We start from the raw sequence: 15,678 nt of genomic DNA on the forward strand, positions 1-15,678 counted from the left end.
AAGTCAGTTGTTAGTCCGTGCTCCTACGCTGGCAGGCGTTCCCGAGAAATGTGCCGTCCGAGGGCGGCGCGTCGGGGTCTGAACGTTCACGACGAGGAGCGCCCCAGCGATGAGCAGTGGATCAGCCGTGTCCGCGAACGCTGACGACACCCCCCGGGGAGCGGGAGACCCGATCGCGGTGGTGGGGCTGGCGTGCCGGCTGCCCTCGGCGCCCGACCCGGCGGCGTTCTGGCGCCTGCTGCGCGCCGGCGGCGACGCGGTCGACCGCGGCCCGGCCGTCCCCCGCCGGCTCGGCGCCGCCTCCGGTGCCCACCTCGACGACGTCTACGGGTTCGAGCCGGAGTTCTTCGGCATCGCGCCGCGGGAGGCCGCGCAGCTCGATCCGCAGCAGCGACTGGTGTTGGAACTCGCCTGGGAGGCGGTGGAGGAGGCCGGCCTGCCCCCGGCTGCGCTGGCCGGCAGCCGCACCGGGGTCTTCGTCGGCGCGATCACGAGCGACTACGCCACCCGGGTGCTGCGCGCCGGTCCGGACGCCGTCACCCGGCACACCCTCACCGGGCAGAGCCGGGGGATCATCGCGAACCGGGTCTCCTACACCCTGGACCTGCGCGGCCCGAGCCTGACGGTGGACGCCGCCCAGGCGTCGTCGCTGGTGGCCGTGCATCTCGCGGCGGACAGCCTGCGCCGGGGCGAGTGCGACCTCGCGCTCGCCGGCGGCGTACAGCTCAATCTGGTGCCGGAGAGCACCGACGCCGCCGGCCGGTTCGGCGCGCTGTCCCCCGAGGGCCGCTGCTACACCTTCGACGCGCGGGCGAACGGGTACGTGCGCGGCGAGGGTGGCGGAATCGTCCTGCTCAAGCGGCTCTCGTCCGCCCTCGCGGACGGCGACACCGTCCACGCGGTGATCCGCGGCGGCGCGGTCAACAGCGACGGCGCCACCGACGGGCTGACCCTGCCCAGCGCGGACGCCCAGGAGCGGGTCCTGCGCCAGGCCGCGCGGGCGGCGGGCGTCGACACCCGCGACATCCAGTACGTGGAGCTGCACGGGACGGGCACCCCGGTCGGGGACCCGATCGAGGCCGCCGCGTTGGGCCGCGCGTTCGGTGCCGGGCGGCCCGCCGACGCGCCCCTGCTCGTCGGCTCGGCGAAGACGAACGTCGGTCATCTCGAGGGTGCCAGCGGGATCGTCGGCCTGCTCAAGACGGTGCTCGCGATCTCGCGACGCGAGCTGCCACCGAGCCTCAACTTCGTCACCCCCAACCCCGACATCGCGTTCGACGAGCTACGGCTGCGGGTGCACACCGACCACGGTTCCTGGCCGGCCGGGGACCGGCCGCTGCTCGCCGGCGTGAGCTCGTTCGGGATGGGCGGGACGAACTGCCACCTCATCGTCGCCGAGCCCCCGCCGGCCAAGACCGCGCCGACCACTACAGCGCCGACCAATACAGCGCCGACCGAGCCGCCGTCGGCCGAGGCCCCGGGCACGGTGGCCCCGGACGAGCCGACGCAGGCGCTGCCGTGGCCGGTGTCGGGCCGCGACGAGGCCGCGCTACGCGCGCAGGCCGGGCGGCTGTACGACCTGCTGACCGGCCACGACCCGCTGACCGGCCACGACCCGCTGACCGGCCACGACCCGCTGACCGGCCACGCCGAGCCGGTGGACGGGACGGACGCCGCCGACCCCGCCGCGCCGCAGCCGGCGTTCGACCCGGTGGACGTCGGCCACTCCCTGGTCACCACCCGCACGGCCTTCCAGCGGCGGGCGGTCGTGGTCGGCACCAGCCCGGCGGAGTTCCTCACCGCCCTGCGCCGGCTGCGCGACGGCGAGCAGGACGCCGGGCTCGTCACGGGCCCGCCCGACGGCGCCGCCGATCGCGGCGGGGTCGTCCTCGTCCTGCCCGGGCAGGGGTCGCAGTGGGCCGGCATGGCCCGCGAGCTGCTCGCGACCTCGCCGGTGTTCGCCGAGCGGATCGCGGCCTGCGCCGAGGCGCTCGCCCCGCATGTCGACTGGTCGTTGCCCGACGTGCTCGCCGGGGCCGCGGGCGCGCCGCCGCTGGACCGGGTGGACGTGGTGCAGCCGGCGCTGTTCGCCGTGATGACGGCGCTGGCGGCGATGTGGCGCTCGCACGGGGTGCGGCCCGACGCGGTGATCGGGCACTCCCAGGGCGAGATCGCCGCCGCCCACCTGGCCGGCGCGCTGACGCTGGCGGACGCTGCGGCCGTGGTCGCCCGGCGCAGCCGGGTGCTGGCGGAGCTCGCCGGCACCGGGGCGATGGCGTCGATCCCGCTGCCGGTGGCGGCCGTGCTCGAGCGGCTGGGCGGCCCGGACGGCGTGCTGGCGGTGGCGGCGGTGAACGGCCCGTCGTCGACCGTCGTCTCCGGTGACCCCGCCGCGCTGGACGAGCTGATCGCCGGCTACGCCGCGGACGGCGTGGACGTGCGGCGCATCCCGGTGGACTACGCCTCGCACTCCCCGCAGGTGGCGGCCGTCCAGGCGCCGCTGCTGGACCTGCTGGCCGACATCACGCCGCGGGCGGGCGACGTCACGTTCTATTCGACGGTCACGGGCGAGGCGTTGGAGACCTCCCGGCTCGACGCCGGCTACTGGTACGCGAACCTGCGCGGGACGGTGCGCTTCGACGCGGCGGTGCGCGCCGCGCTGGCCGCCGGCCACCGGACGTTCATCGAGGTCAGCCCGCATCCGGTGCTGACCGGCGGGATCCGGGCGATCGTCGAGGACGCGGCGCGTTCGGCCTCGGGCAGCGCCGCGGGACCGGCCGCGGTGGTCGGGACGCTGCGCCGCGACGACGGTGGGCTGCACCGGTTCGTCCGCTCGCTGGCCGAGGTCCACGTCGCCGGCGGGGCGGTGGACCTCGCGGCGGCGTACCCGGCGCGGGCGCGGCGCGTCCCGTTGCCCACCTACCCGTTCCAGCGCCGGACCTTCGAGGTGGAGGCGCCCGAAGCGCCGGCGGACGCGGACGGCGGACCCGGCACACCGCCGGTGCGCGCGCACGACGGCTCCACCCTGAACGGCACCGCCGCGCGGGCCGGCGCGGGATCGGCCGCGGCGGAGACGGCCACGGCGGGTTCGGCGGCGAGCGACGCGGCCCCGAGCTCGGCGCTCGCCCGCCGGGTGGCCGGGCTGGCCGGGCCGGAGGCCGACCGGGTGCTGCTCGACGCGATCGGCGCGAGCCTGGCGATCGTGCTGGGCCACGCCGCCGGCAGCGTGCAGGCGGACCGGACCTTCGCCGACCTCGGGTTCGACTCGGTGAGCGCCGTGGAGTTCCGCGACCGGCTGGCGGCGGCGACCGGGGTCGCGCTGCCGACCACGCTGACCTTCGACTACCCGACCCCGCGACGGCTGGCCGGCTACCTGCGCGCGGCGCTGACCGGCACCGGCCAGCAGGCCACGGGGGCCGTGGCGACCGCGCCGGGCGGCCCGGTCCGATCGGGCGACGAGCCGATTGCGATCGTGGCGGCCGCCGGCCGCTGGCCGGGCGGCGCGCGCTCGCCGGAGCAGTTGTGGGACCTGCTGGCCGCCCGGGTCGACGCGATCGGGCCGTTCCCGACCGACCGCGGGTGGGACCTCACCGCCCTGCACGATCCGGACCTCACCCGGCCGGGCACCTCCTACACCCGGCACGGCGGGTTCCTGCCCGACGCCGCCGAGTTCGACGCGGACTTCTTCGGGATCTCCCCCCGGGAGGCGACCGCGATGGACCCCCAGCAGCGGCTGCTGCTGGAGACGTCCTGGGAGGCCCTGGAGCGGGCCGGGATCGACCCGGTCACCCTGCGGGGGACCGCGACCGGCGTGTTCGCGGGCGTCACCCCGCACGACTACGGCCCGCGGCTCGTCGAGGCGCCGGACGGCTACGGGGGCTACGTGCTCACCGGCAGTCTGACCTCGGTCGTCTCCGGCCGGGTGGCCTACACCCTCGGGTTGGAGGGCCCGGCGGTGACGGTGGACACGGCCTGCTCGTCCTCGCTGGTCTCGATCCACCTCGCCGCCCAGGCGCTGCGTGGCGGGGAATGCTCCCTGGCCCTGGCCGGCGGGGTCACCGTCATGCCGACACCGGGCATGTTCACCGAGTTCTCCCGCCAGCGCGGGCTGGCCCCGGACGGGCGGTGCAAGCCGTTCGCCGCCGCCGCCGACGGCACCGCCTGGGCGGAGGGCGTCGGCGTGGTGGTGCTCGAGCGGTTGTCCGACGCGCGACGGCTGGGGCATCACGTGCTCGCGGTGATCCGCGGCAGCGCGGTGAACTCCGACGGCGCCTCCAACGGGCTGACGGCGCCGAACGGGCCGTCCCAGCAGCGGGTCATCCGCGCCGCGCTGGCCGCCGCCGGCCTCACCCCCGCCGACGTCGACGCCGTCGAGGCCCACGGCACCGGCACCACCCTCGGCGACCCCATCGAAGCCCAGGCCATCCTCGCCACCTACGGCGTCGGCCGCCCCACCGACCGACCCCTCTGGCTCGGCAGCCTGAAATCCAACATCGGCCACACCCAGGCCGCCGCCGGGGTCACCGGCGTGATCAAACTGGTGGAGGCGTTGCGGCGCGGCCGCCTGCCCGCGACGCTGCACGTGGACGCGCCCACCCCGCACGTCGACTGGTCCAGCGGCACCGTCGCCCTGCTCACCGAACCCGTCGACTGGCCCACCACCCCCGACCGACCGCGGCGCGCCGCCGTCTCCGCCTTCGGCATCAGCGGCACCAACGCCCACCTCATCCTCGAACAGGCCCCTGAGGAGATCACCGAGCAGGTCGCCAAGGAGGTCACCGAGCCCGACTCCGGCCCGCCGGTGGACGGGCGACCGGCGGACGGCGAACCGGCCGAGACCGCCGAGACCGCCTCCGACGTGCTGCCCTGGGTCCTCTCCGCGCACTCCGAGTCGGCGCTGCGGGCGCGGGCGACGCAGCTCGCCGAGTACGTCGCCGCCTCGGCCGGGGAGCCGGGCGGCCCCTCGGCGGCGGACATCGGCCATGCCCTGGCCACCACCCGGACCCTGCTGGCGCACCGGGCCGTCGTCGTCGGCGACGGGCCGGAGCGCCACCGCGCCGGACTGCTGGCGCTCGCCGCCGGGGACACGGCCGCACACGTCGTGTCGGGCGTCGCCGGGCCGGCGGGCCGCACGGCGTTGCTGTTCACCGGGCAGGGCAGCCAGCGCGCCGGCGCGGGGCGGGAGCTGTACGCCGCGTCGAGCGTCTTCGCCGCCGCGCTCGACGAGGTCACCGCGCAGCTCGACGTCGCGGTCGGTCGGTCCGTCCGGGAGCTCATGTTCGCCGAGCCCGGGTCGGCGGCGGCCGACGAGCTGGACGCCACCGCCTTCACCCAGCCCGCGTTGTTCGCGCTCGAGGTCGCGCTGTACCGGCTGGTGGAGTCCTACGGGCTGCGCCCCGACCACCTCATCGGCCACTCCGTCGGCGAGCTGACCGCCGCCCACCTCGCCGGGGTGCTCTCCCTGCCGGATGCGGCCACGCTGGTCGCCGCGCGGGGCCGGCTCATGCAGAGCGTGCCCGCGACCGGCGCGATGGCCGCGCTGGAGGGCACCGAGGAGGAGATCGGCCGGCTGCTCGCCGGCGCGGCCGGGACCATCGGCATCGCGGCGGTCAACGGGCCGCGCTCGGTGGTCGTCTCCGGCGACCGCGACGCCGTCGAGGAGATCGGCCGGCACTGGCGCGACGCCGGCCACCGGGTGCGCGGCCTGCGGGTCAGCCACGCGTTCCACTCCGGCCACCTGGACCCGGTCCTCGCCGAGTACCGCGAGGTCGTCGCGGGGGTGACCCTGCGACCGCCGACGATCCCCGTCGTCTCGAACGTCACGGGACGGGTGGCGACCGACGCCGAGCTGACCGACCCGGACTACTGGGTGCGCCACCTGCGGGGGACGGTCCGCTTCCACGACGGGATCCGCACGCTGGCCGAACTGGGCGTCACCAACTACGTGGAGCTGGGCCCGGACGCGGTGCTCTCGGCCCTGGCCGAACAGACCGTCGCCGACGCCGCACCGGCCCCGGACGCAGTCGCCGAACCGGCGCCGAGGGTCGTCGCGCTGCTGCGCGCGAACCGCCCGGAGGTCCGCTCGTTCACCACCGCCCTGGCCCGGCTGCACGCCGACGGGGTCACCGTCGACTGGTCGGCCGCGTTCACCGGCCGCCGGCCGCGCCGCACGGCCCTGCCCACCTACCCCTTCCAGCGACAGCGCTACTGGCTGGACACCCCGACCGGGACGTCGGCCCGCGTGGGCACCGAGACGGCGGCGGGCGGCCCGGAGCACCCGGTGTTGACCGGCGCGGTCGACCTGGCCGACGGCAGCCTGGCGCTGACCGGCCGGCTGGACCCGGTCGCGCTGCCCTGGCTGGGTGACCACGCCGTGCGCGACACGGTGCTGCTACCGGGAACCGCGCTGCTGGACCTGGCGCTGGCCGCCGCCCGGCACTGCGGCGCCCACCGGGTGGAGGAGCTCGCGCTCACCGCCCCGCTGGCCCTGTCCGCGTCCGGGGCGGTCGACGTCCAGGTCCTGGTGGCCCCGGCGGATGAGGCCGGTGGTGGCGCGGCGGACGGGGCCGAGCGCCGGGCCGTCACGGTCCACGCCCGCCCGGTCGCCGACCAGACCGACCCCCCGGGCCCGTGGCAGCGACACGCCACCGGCTTCCTGCGCACCGACGACGGCGGCGACGCGGCGGGGGCGGCGCCGAACCGGCCGGAGGCGCCGCGGCGGGCGACCCGCGCGGGCATGGCCGCCGCCGGACGCGGTCGCGCTCGACGTCTCGGACCTGTACCCGCGGCTGGCCGGCGACGGCTACCAGTACGGACCGGCCTTCCGTGGGCTGCACGCGGCCTGGCGCCACGGGGACGACGTGCTCGCCGAGGTCACGCTGCCGGACGCGGCCGGCGGGCGGGATCGGTTCGAGGTGCATCCCGCGCTGCTGGACGCGGCGCTGCACGCCGTCGTCGGACTGCTGCCCGGGGCCGGCGCCGACGGCGCCGACGACCGGGCGGCCGACGCTGACCCCGGCCGCATCCGGCTGCCGTTCGCCTGGCAGGACGTGACGCTGGCCGCGCGCGGCGCCACGTCGGTTCGGGTGCGGGTCTCCCCGACCGGCCCGGACACGGCGCGGCTGGCCGTCGCCGACGCGGCCGGCGCGCCGGTGGTGACGATCGGGGGGCTGACCCTGCGCCCGGTGGCCACGCAGGTGTTGGCCGACGCCGGCCGGGCGGTCGCCGGGCGCGGCGGGGGCGACGCGATGTTCCGGCTGGACTGGCCGGCGGTGCCCACGGCCGACGCCGACACCGACGCGAACCGCGCCCCCGGCGACGATGCCGGCTGGGTGGTGCTCGGGGCGCGGCGACCCGTCGACCTGGCGGCGCCCGACGGCGGCGCGGGCGCGGCGCCACCCGAGCTGGCAGACCTGCACATCCTCCCCGACCTGGCCGCGCTGCGGGCGGCGATCGGCGCCGACGGCCAGGTGCCGGCCCTGGTCATCCATCGGCCGACCGTGGCCGGGACGTCGGCGGCCGAGCACCCCGATCCGGTCCCGGCGGCGCACGCCACGGTCCGCTCGGCCCTGCACCTGTTGCAGGACTGGCTGCGCGACGAGCGGTTCGCCGAGTCCCGCCTGGTGATCATCACCGAGCGGGCCGTGGCGGCGGGCCCCGGGGAGGACGTCGCCGACCTCGCCGCGGCCGGCGTGTGGGGGCTCGTCCGCAGCGCGCGGACGGAGAATCCCGACCGGGTGGCGCTGCTCGACGTCGACGGCCGGGCGACCTCGCGCGACGCCGTGCGCGCCGCGCTCACCCTGCTCGCCGCGCGGCCCGCCGAGCACAGCGAGCTCGCGGTGCGCGACGGGGAGATCCGCGTGCCGGTGCTGGCTCCGCTCGGCACGCAGCCGGCGCTGCTCCCCCCGGCCGGCACCGACGCCTGGCGACTCGACGTGACCGCCGCCGGCTCGCTGGACAACCTCGCTCTGCTGGCCGAGCCGGCGGCGCACCGGCCGCTGGCGCCGACAGAGGTCCGCCTCGCGCTGCGCGCCGCCGGGCTGAACTTCCGCGACGTGCTGATCGGCCTGGGGATGTATCCCGGCGGGGCGCGCATCGGCGCGGAGGGCGCCGGCGTCGTGGTCGAGGTCGGCGCGCAGGTGTCGGACCTCGCACCCGGCGACCGGGTGATGGGCCTGGTCCAGGGCACGCTCGGCCCGCTGGCGGTCACGGACCGCCGGCTGCTGACGGCGATCCCGCCGGGCTGGTCGTTCAGCCAGGCCGCCGGTGTCCCCGTCGCCTTCCTCACCGCCTACCACGGCCTGGCCGGTCTGGCCCGGCTGCGCCGCGGCGAGTCGCTGCTGGTGCACGCCGCCACCGGCGGGGTGGGGCAGGCGGCGGTCCAGCTCGCCCGGCACTGGGGCGTCGAGGTGTTCGGCACGGCGAGCCCGGCGAAGTGGCCGGTGCTGCGCGGGCAGGGTCTCGACGACACCCACATCGCGTCGTCACGCACCCTCGACTTCGCCGACAGCATCCGCGCCGCGACCGGCGGGCGTGGGGTCGACGCCGTGCTCAACTCGCTGGCCGGGCCGTTCACCGACGCCTCGCTGCGGCTGCTGGCGCCGGGCGGGCGGTTCATCGAGATGGGCAAGACCGACCTGCGGGACCCGGCGGCCGTCGCCGCGGACCTCCACGGCGGCTCCTACCAGGCGTTCGACCTGTTCGACGTGGACCCGGCGCGCATCGGCGAGATGCTCGCCGACCTCGCGGACCTGTTCACCCGGGGGGCGCTGCGCCCGCTGCCGACGACGAGCTGGGACGTCCGGCACGCACCGCAGGCGCTGCGCCAGCTCAGCCTCGCCCGGCACACCGGCAAGCTGGTGCTGACGCTGCCCGCGCCGCTCGACCCGGCGGGCACGGTGCTGATCACCGGCACCGGCGCCCTCGCCGCGCTCGCCGCCCGCCGGCTGGTCACCCACCACGGCGTGCGACACCTGCTGCTGGCCAGCCGCGGCGGTCCGGGCACCCCGGACGCCGAGGCCGTGCGGGCCGCGCTCGTCGCTGCGGGCGCGACGGCCACCGTCGTCGCCGCCGACGTCGCCGACCCCGACGACGTGCGCCGGCTGGTCGCGGCGGTCCCGGCCGACCATCCGCTCACCGCCGTCGTGCACACCGCCGGGGTACTCGCCGACGGGGTGGTGACCTCGCTCGACGACCCGACGCTGGACCGGGTGCTGCGCCCCAAGGTGGACGGGGCCTGGTTGCTGCACCAGGCCACCGCCGGGCTGGACCTGGCCGCGTTCGTGCTGTTCTCCTCCGTCGCCGGGCTGCTCGGCAACGGCGGGCAGGGCAACTACGCCGCGGCGAACGCGTTCGCCGACGCCCTGGCCCACCACCGGCGCGCGGCCGGGCTGCCGGCCGTGTCGCTGGCCTGGGGGCACTGGGCGCAGGCCGGGGGGATGGCGGGGCAGCTCGCCCCGGCCGACCTGGCGCGGCTGGCACGCACCGGCATCGCGCCGATGTCCACCGCGCAGGGCCTGGCCCTGTTCGACCTGGCCGTCGGCGGGGCGACGGCGGGCGCCGGCGCGCAACCGCTGCTGGTCCCGGCGCGGTTGGACCCGGCCGGCGCCGCCCGGCCGGCCGGCGGCGGACTGCTGCGCGGGCTGGTCCACGTGCCGTCGCAGCGTTCCACCGCCCGCTCGGACGGGACGGTGGGCGCCGCCGCGGCCGACGCGGCGACGCCGGCCGGCGCGGCGGGCACGCCGGCGGCGGACCGGGCGGCGGCCCTCGTCGAACGGCTGCGCGGGCAGGGCCCCGACGAGCAGCGCCGGGCGCTGCTCACCCTGGTCCGGACCACCGCGGCCGAGATCCTCGGCCACGCCTCGGCGGCGGCGATCCGGCCGGATCGCGGCTTCCTGGAGTCCGCCTTCGACTCGCTGAGCGCGATCGAGCTGCGCAACCGGCTCGCGCGGGAGACCGGCGTGCACCTGCCGACGACGCTGCTGTTCGACCACCCGACGCCGACGATCCTGGCCGCTCACCTGCGGGACACCCTGTTCGCAGACGAGCGGTCCCTAGACGAGCGGTCCCTAGACGATCGGTCCCTAGACGGGCGGTCCCTAGACGATCGGTCCGCCCCGGTCGACCTGGACGCCGAGATCTCCAGGCTGGAGGCGGCTCTGACCGGCCCGGCGGCGTCGACGCCCCAGGGCGCCGACGCGGTGGCCCGGCTTCGGGCGCTGCTGGCGGCGGTGCCGGACGCCGCGGCGCCGGCCGGCACCGCGGCGGACGACGACGAGGCCGACGCGGCCCTGCTGACCGAGCAGATCGCCGGCGCCACCGACGACGAGATCTTCGACTTCATCGATCGGGAGCTCGGAATCTCTTGAGCCGCCCGGTCCCCCGCCGGCCACGCGCCGCCGTGACCCCCCGCACCGCGCCCGGCAGCACGTGCTCTCCGGTCCGCCCCGACTCCGCGCATCGAGAAGGCTGATACCGCACATGGCGAACGAAGCGAAGCTCCGCGACTACCTCAACCGGGTCGCCGCCGATCTGCACCAGACCCGCCAGCAGCTGCGCGAGCAGGAGGCGGCCCGTCGCGAGCCGATCGCGATCGTCGGGATGAGCTGCCGTTTTCCGGGTGGGGTGGGCTCGCCGGAGGACCTGTGGCGCGTCGTCGACGAGGGACTCGACGTCACCGGCCCGTTCCCGACGAACCGCGGGTGGGACGTCGACGGGCTCTACGACGCCGACCCCGACCGGCCCGGGCGGACCTACGCCCGCTCCGGCGGGTTCCTCCACGACGCCCCGGAGTTCGACGCCGACTTCTTCGGGATCTCCCCTCGGGAGGCCCTCGCCACCGACCCGCAGCAGCGCCTGCTGCTGGAGACCGCCTGGGAGGCCGTGGAACGCGCCGGGATCGACCCGGTCTCGCTGCGCGGCTCCGCGACCGGGGTGTTCGCCGGGGTGATCGCCCAGGAGTACACCCCGCGGCTGCACCAGTCGACCCCCGAGCGGGTCGACGGGTACGTGCTCACCGGCAGCACGACCTCGGTCGCGTCGGGCCGGGTCGCCTACGCGCTGGGGTTGGAGGGCCCGGCGGTGACGGTGGACACGGCCTGCTCGTCCTCGCTGGTCGCGATCCACCTCGCCGCCCAGGCGCTGCGCGGCGGGGAGTGCACCCTGGCCCTGGCCGGCGGGGTCACCGTCATGTCGTCCCCCGGCATGTTCGTGGAGTTCTCCCGCCAGCGCGGGCTGGCCCCGGACGGGCGGTGCAAGCCGTTCGCCGCCGCCGCCGACGGCACCGCCTGGGCCGAAGGCGTCGGTCTGCTCGTGTTGGAGCGGCTGTCCGACGCCCAACGGCTGGGCCACCGCATCCACGCGGTGGTCCGCGGCAGCGCGGTGAACTCCGACGGAACGTCCAGTCAGTTGACGGCGCCGAACGGGCCGTCCCAGCAGCGGGTCATCCGCGCCGCGCTGGCCGCCGCCGGCCTCACCCCCGCCGACGTCGACGCCGTCGAGGCCCACGGCACCGGCACCACCCTCGGCGACCCCATCGAAGCCCAGGCCATCCTCGCCACCTACGGCGCCGGCCGCCCCACCGACCGACCCCTCTGGCTCGGCAGCCTGAAATCCAACATCGGACACTCCCAGGCCGCCGCCGGCGTCGGCGGCATCATCAAACTGATCGGCGCGATGAGCCACGGCCGGCTGCCGAAGACGCTGCACGTGGACGCGCCCACCCCGCACGTCGACTGGTCCAGCGGCACCGTCGCCCTGCTCACCGAACCCGTCGACTGGCCCACCACCCCCGACCGACCGCGGCGCGCCGCCGTCTCCGCCTTCGGCATCAGCGGCACCAACGCCCACCTCATCCTCGAACAGGGCCCGATCCCGACGATCGGGGACGCGGCCGCCGGCCCGGCGCCCGCCTCGCCCGACACCGCGGCCCGAGACCTCCCGGCCCGAGACATCGCGGCCCGAGACATCGCGGCCCGAGAGACCGCGGCCCGAGAGACCGCGGCCCGAGAGACCGCGCCGGCGGCGACCGCGCCCGACGACACGGCGGCCGAGGACGACGCCGCGGGCCGCGACCCCGCCGTCCGAGGCCGGGCGCTGCCCTGGGTGCTGTCGGCGCGCACCGCCGAGGCCCTCGGCGGGCAGGCGGCCAGGCTGGGCGCGTTCGTCGACGCGCATCCCGGGCTCGTCCCGGTCGACGTCGGCCGGGCGCTGGCCACCACCCGGGCCGCGCTGGAGTACCGCGCGGTGGTCGTCGCCGAGGACCCGGCCGGGTTCCGGGCCGGCCTCGCCGCCCTGGCCACCGGTTCCGGCCAGCCGGCCGAGGCGGCCGGCGTGGATGTGATCGCCGGGGTGGCGACGCCGGACGGCGCGACCACCGGCGCGCGCATCGTGCGCGGCGTCGCCGACACCACCGCCACCACCGTGTTCGTCTTCCCGGGGGCGGGCACCGCCTGGCCGGCGATGGCCCGCGAGCTGCTCGCCGCCAGCCCGGTCTTCGCCGAGCACATCGACGCCGTCGCCGCGGCCCTGGCCCCGTACGTCGACTGGAACCTGCTCGACGTCCTGCACCAGCGGCCCGGCGCGCCCACCCTCGACCGCGTCGACGTCTCGCAGCCCGCCGTGTTCGCGGTGCTGGTGGCGCTGGCCCGGCTCTGGCAGCACCACGGGGTGCGCCCGCACGCCGTCGTCGGGCACAGCCAGGGCGAGATCGCCGCCGCGCACATCGCCGGCGCCCTCACCCTCGACGACGCCGCCCGCGTCGTCGCCCTGCGTGGAAAGATCCTCGGCGCGCTGCCCGACCCCGGGGCGGTGGTGTGGGTGAACCTGCCCGCCGAGGAGATCCGCGAGCGGCTGGCCCGTTTCCGTGACGGGGCCGCCCCGGTGTCCGTCGCCGTCCTCAACAGCCCCACCAGCACCGCCATCGCCGGCAGCGACGAGGCGCTGGCCGAGTTCGTCGCCGGCCTGCGGGCCGAGGGCATCCGCACCAGGGACGTCCCGGTGGGCTACGCCTCGCACTCGGCGCGGGTGGAGGCGATCCGCGACGAGCTGCTCACCGCCCTCGCCCCCATCCGCCCCCAGCCGGCCGCCATCCCCATCCTGTCCACCGTCACCGCCGACTGGATCGACCCCACCACCCTCACCGCCGACTACTGGTACACCAACCTGCGCCAGCCCGTCCTGTTCGAGGCGGCCACCCGCGCCCTGCTCGGCGACGGCCACGACCTGTTCATCGAGATCAGCCCCCACCCCGTCCTCACCACCGCCCTCGCCGAGACCCTCGAGACCACCCCCGACCTCCCCGGCCCCGTCGCCATCACCGAAACCCTGCGCCGCGACACCGGCGGACTGACCAGGTTCCACACCTCGCTGGCGCAGGCGTATGTACGCGGGGCCGGCCTCGACGCCGCGACGGTCTACGCCGGGTCCGGCGACGAGCACGTCGACCTGCCGACCTACGCGTTCGCGCGGCGGCGGTTCTGGCTGGACGCCTCGTCCACCTCGCCCAGCGGCGACGTCGCCGGGCTCGGGTTGGGCTCCGCCGGCCATCCCCTGCTCGGCGCCACCGTGCGGCTCGCGAACTCGGACGGGGCGGTGTTCACCGGTCTGTTGTCGCTGCGCACTCACCCCTGGCTGGCCGACCACGTGGTGTTCGGGTCGGTCGTGCTGCCGGGCACGGCCCTGGTGGAGCTGGCGGTGCGTGCCGGTGACGAGACGGGCGTGCCGGTCGTCGAGGAGCTGATCGTCGAGGCGCCGCTGGTACTGCCGGAACGCGGCGGGATCCAGGTGCAGCTCACCGTGGGCGCCGCCGACGGCGGTGGCCGCCGGCCGGTCAGCGTCCACACGCGGCCCGAGGACGCGCCCGCGCAGGCGCAGTGGACCCGCCACGCCCACGGGGTGCTGCGCGCCCCGGAGGCGGCGGACGGCGGGACGGACGCCGCCGCGGGGGCGACAGCGTGGCCGCCCGCCGGCGCCGTCCGGGTCGACACCGGTGATCTCTACTCCTCGTTCGCCGCCGCCGGGCTGGCCTACGGCCCGACTTTCCAGGGCCTGCGCGCGGCCTGGCGGGACGGCGAGGACCTGCTCGCCGAGGTCACCCTGCCCGCCGACGCCGTGGACCACGCCGGGGCCTTCGGGCTGCACCCGGCGCTGCTGGACGCCGCGCTGCACCTGACCGGCCTGCCGGACGCCGCGACGGCCCTCGACGCCGCGGCGGCCCTCGACGGCACGACGGATTCCGCGGGCTCCGCGGACGGTGACGGCGCCAGCGGAGCCGCCGGCGGCACCCGGCTGCCCTTCGTGTGGCGCGGAGTGCGGCTGCACGCCTCGGGCGCCACCGGGCTTCGGGTCCGGCTTCGGGTCAGCGGTCCCGACCAGATCGCCCTCACCGCGGTGGACGGCACCGGCGCCGCGGTGGTGTCCGTCGCCGGCCTGGCGCTGCGCCCGGTCACCGCCGAGCAGATCCGCTCGGCGCCCGGGCCCCGGCGCGACACGCTGTTCGCCCTGACCTGGCCCGAACTCCCAGCCGTGCCGGCCGGCAGTTCCTCGACCAGCAGTTCCTCGACCAGCGGCTCCACAGCCGGCGGCTCCACAGCCGGCGGCGTCGGCCCGGGGATCGCGGGGCCATCCGCTGGTCCCTGGGCACTCGTCGGCCCGGTCGCCGATCCGGACCTGGCCCCGGTCGCGGCGGCGCTACGCTCGGCCGGTCGCGGGGTCGAGCTCGTCGCCGACCTCGACGAGCTGGCCGCCCGGATCGACGCCGGCTCCGCGGTGCCCGGCCTGGTCGTCATCGCTCCCGCCGCGGCGCCCACCGACACGACCGACACGACCGCGGACCCCGCGGCGGTTCCGGCACTGGCGCGGGCCGCCGCCGCGGACACCCTAGCGCTCCTGCAACGCTGGCTTGCCGAGCCCCGCTGGGCCGAGGTGACCCTCGCGGTGCTCACCGCGGGCGCGGTCAGCATCGCCGGCGAGGACGTCGACCTCACCACCGCCCCCCAGTGGGGGCTGGTGCGCACCGCCCAGAACGAGCACCCCGACCGCATCCTGCTGCTCGACACCGACCGCGACCCGGCGTCGGCCGCCGGCCTCCCCAGCGCGCTCGCCACCGCCCTGACCACCGGCGAACACCAGATCGCCCTGCGCCGCGGCACCGCCCATGCCCCGCGCCTGGCTCGCGCCGCAGCCACCACCGGCGCAAAGCCGACCGGCACCACCTACCCGCAGCCGGCGGCCACGACCGACCCGGCACATCCGGCGGACCCGGCCGACCCGGCGGGCTGGAACCTCGACCCCGACGGCACCGTCCTCATCACCGGCGGCCTCGGCACCCTCGCCCAACACCTCGCCCGCCACCTCATCACCCACCACCACACCCGCCACCTCCACCTCACCAGCCGCACCGGCCCCCACCACCCCCACGCCCAGAAACTGCGCACCGAACTCGAAAACCTCGGCGCCACCATCACCATCACCGCCACCGACACCACCAACCCCGACCAGCTTCAACACCTCCTCAACACCCTCCCCGCCACCCACCCCCTCACCGCCGTCCTCCACACCGCCGGCACCCTCGACGACACCACCCTGACCAACCTCACCGAAGACCGCCTCCACACCGTCCTGGCCCCCAAAATCGACGGCGCCTGGCACCTCCACCACCTCACCCGCCACCACCCCCTC

General features: G+C 77.1%; 2 protein-coding genes and 1 pseudogene. All 3 read left to right on the top strand.

The features are described 5' to 3' along the window. Nucleotides 1-109 precede the first annotated feature (109 nt). A pseudogene (locus FRAQA3DRAFT_RS37515) lies at nt 110-6,508 on the top strand (type I polyketide synthase); the annotation flags it as partial. 28 nt (nt 6,509-6,536) lie between these two features. Continuing rightward, complete coding sequence (locus FRAQA3DRAFT_RS38140) at nt 6,537-10,367, top strand: SDR family NAD(P)-dependent oxidoreductase (RefSeq protein ID WP_255346964.1); 3,831 nt, start codon at nt 6,537-6,539, stop codon at nt 10,365-10,367. Between the two features lie 61 nt (nt 10,368-10,428). Then, the coding region (locus FRAQA3DRAFT_RS21545; RefSeq protein ID WP_157468639.1) for a type I polyketide synthase at nt 10,429-15,678 on the top strand (5,250 nt) is incomplete at its 3' end.

The sequence above is a fragment of the Frankia sp. QA3 genome, assembly GCF_000262465.1.
Taxonomy (GTDB): Bacteria; Actinomycetota; Actinomycetes; order Frankiales; family Frankiaceae; genus Frankia.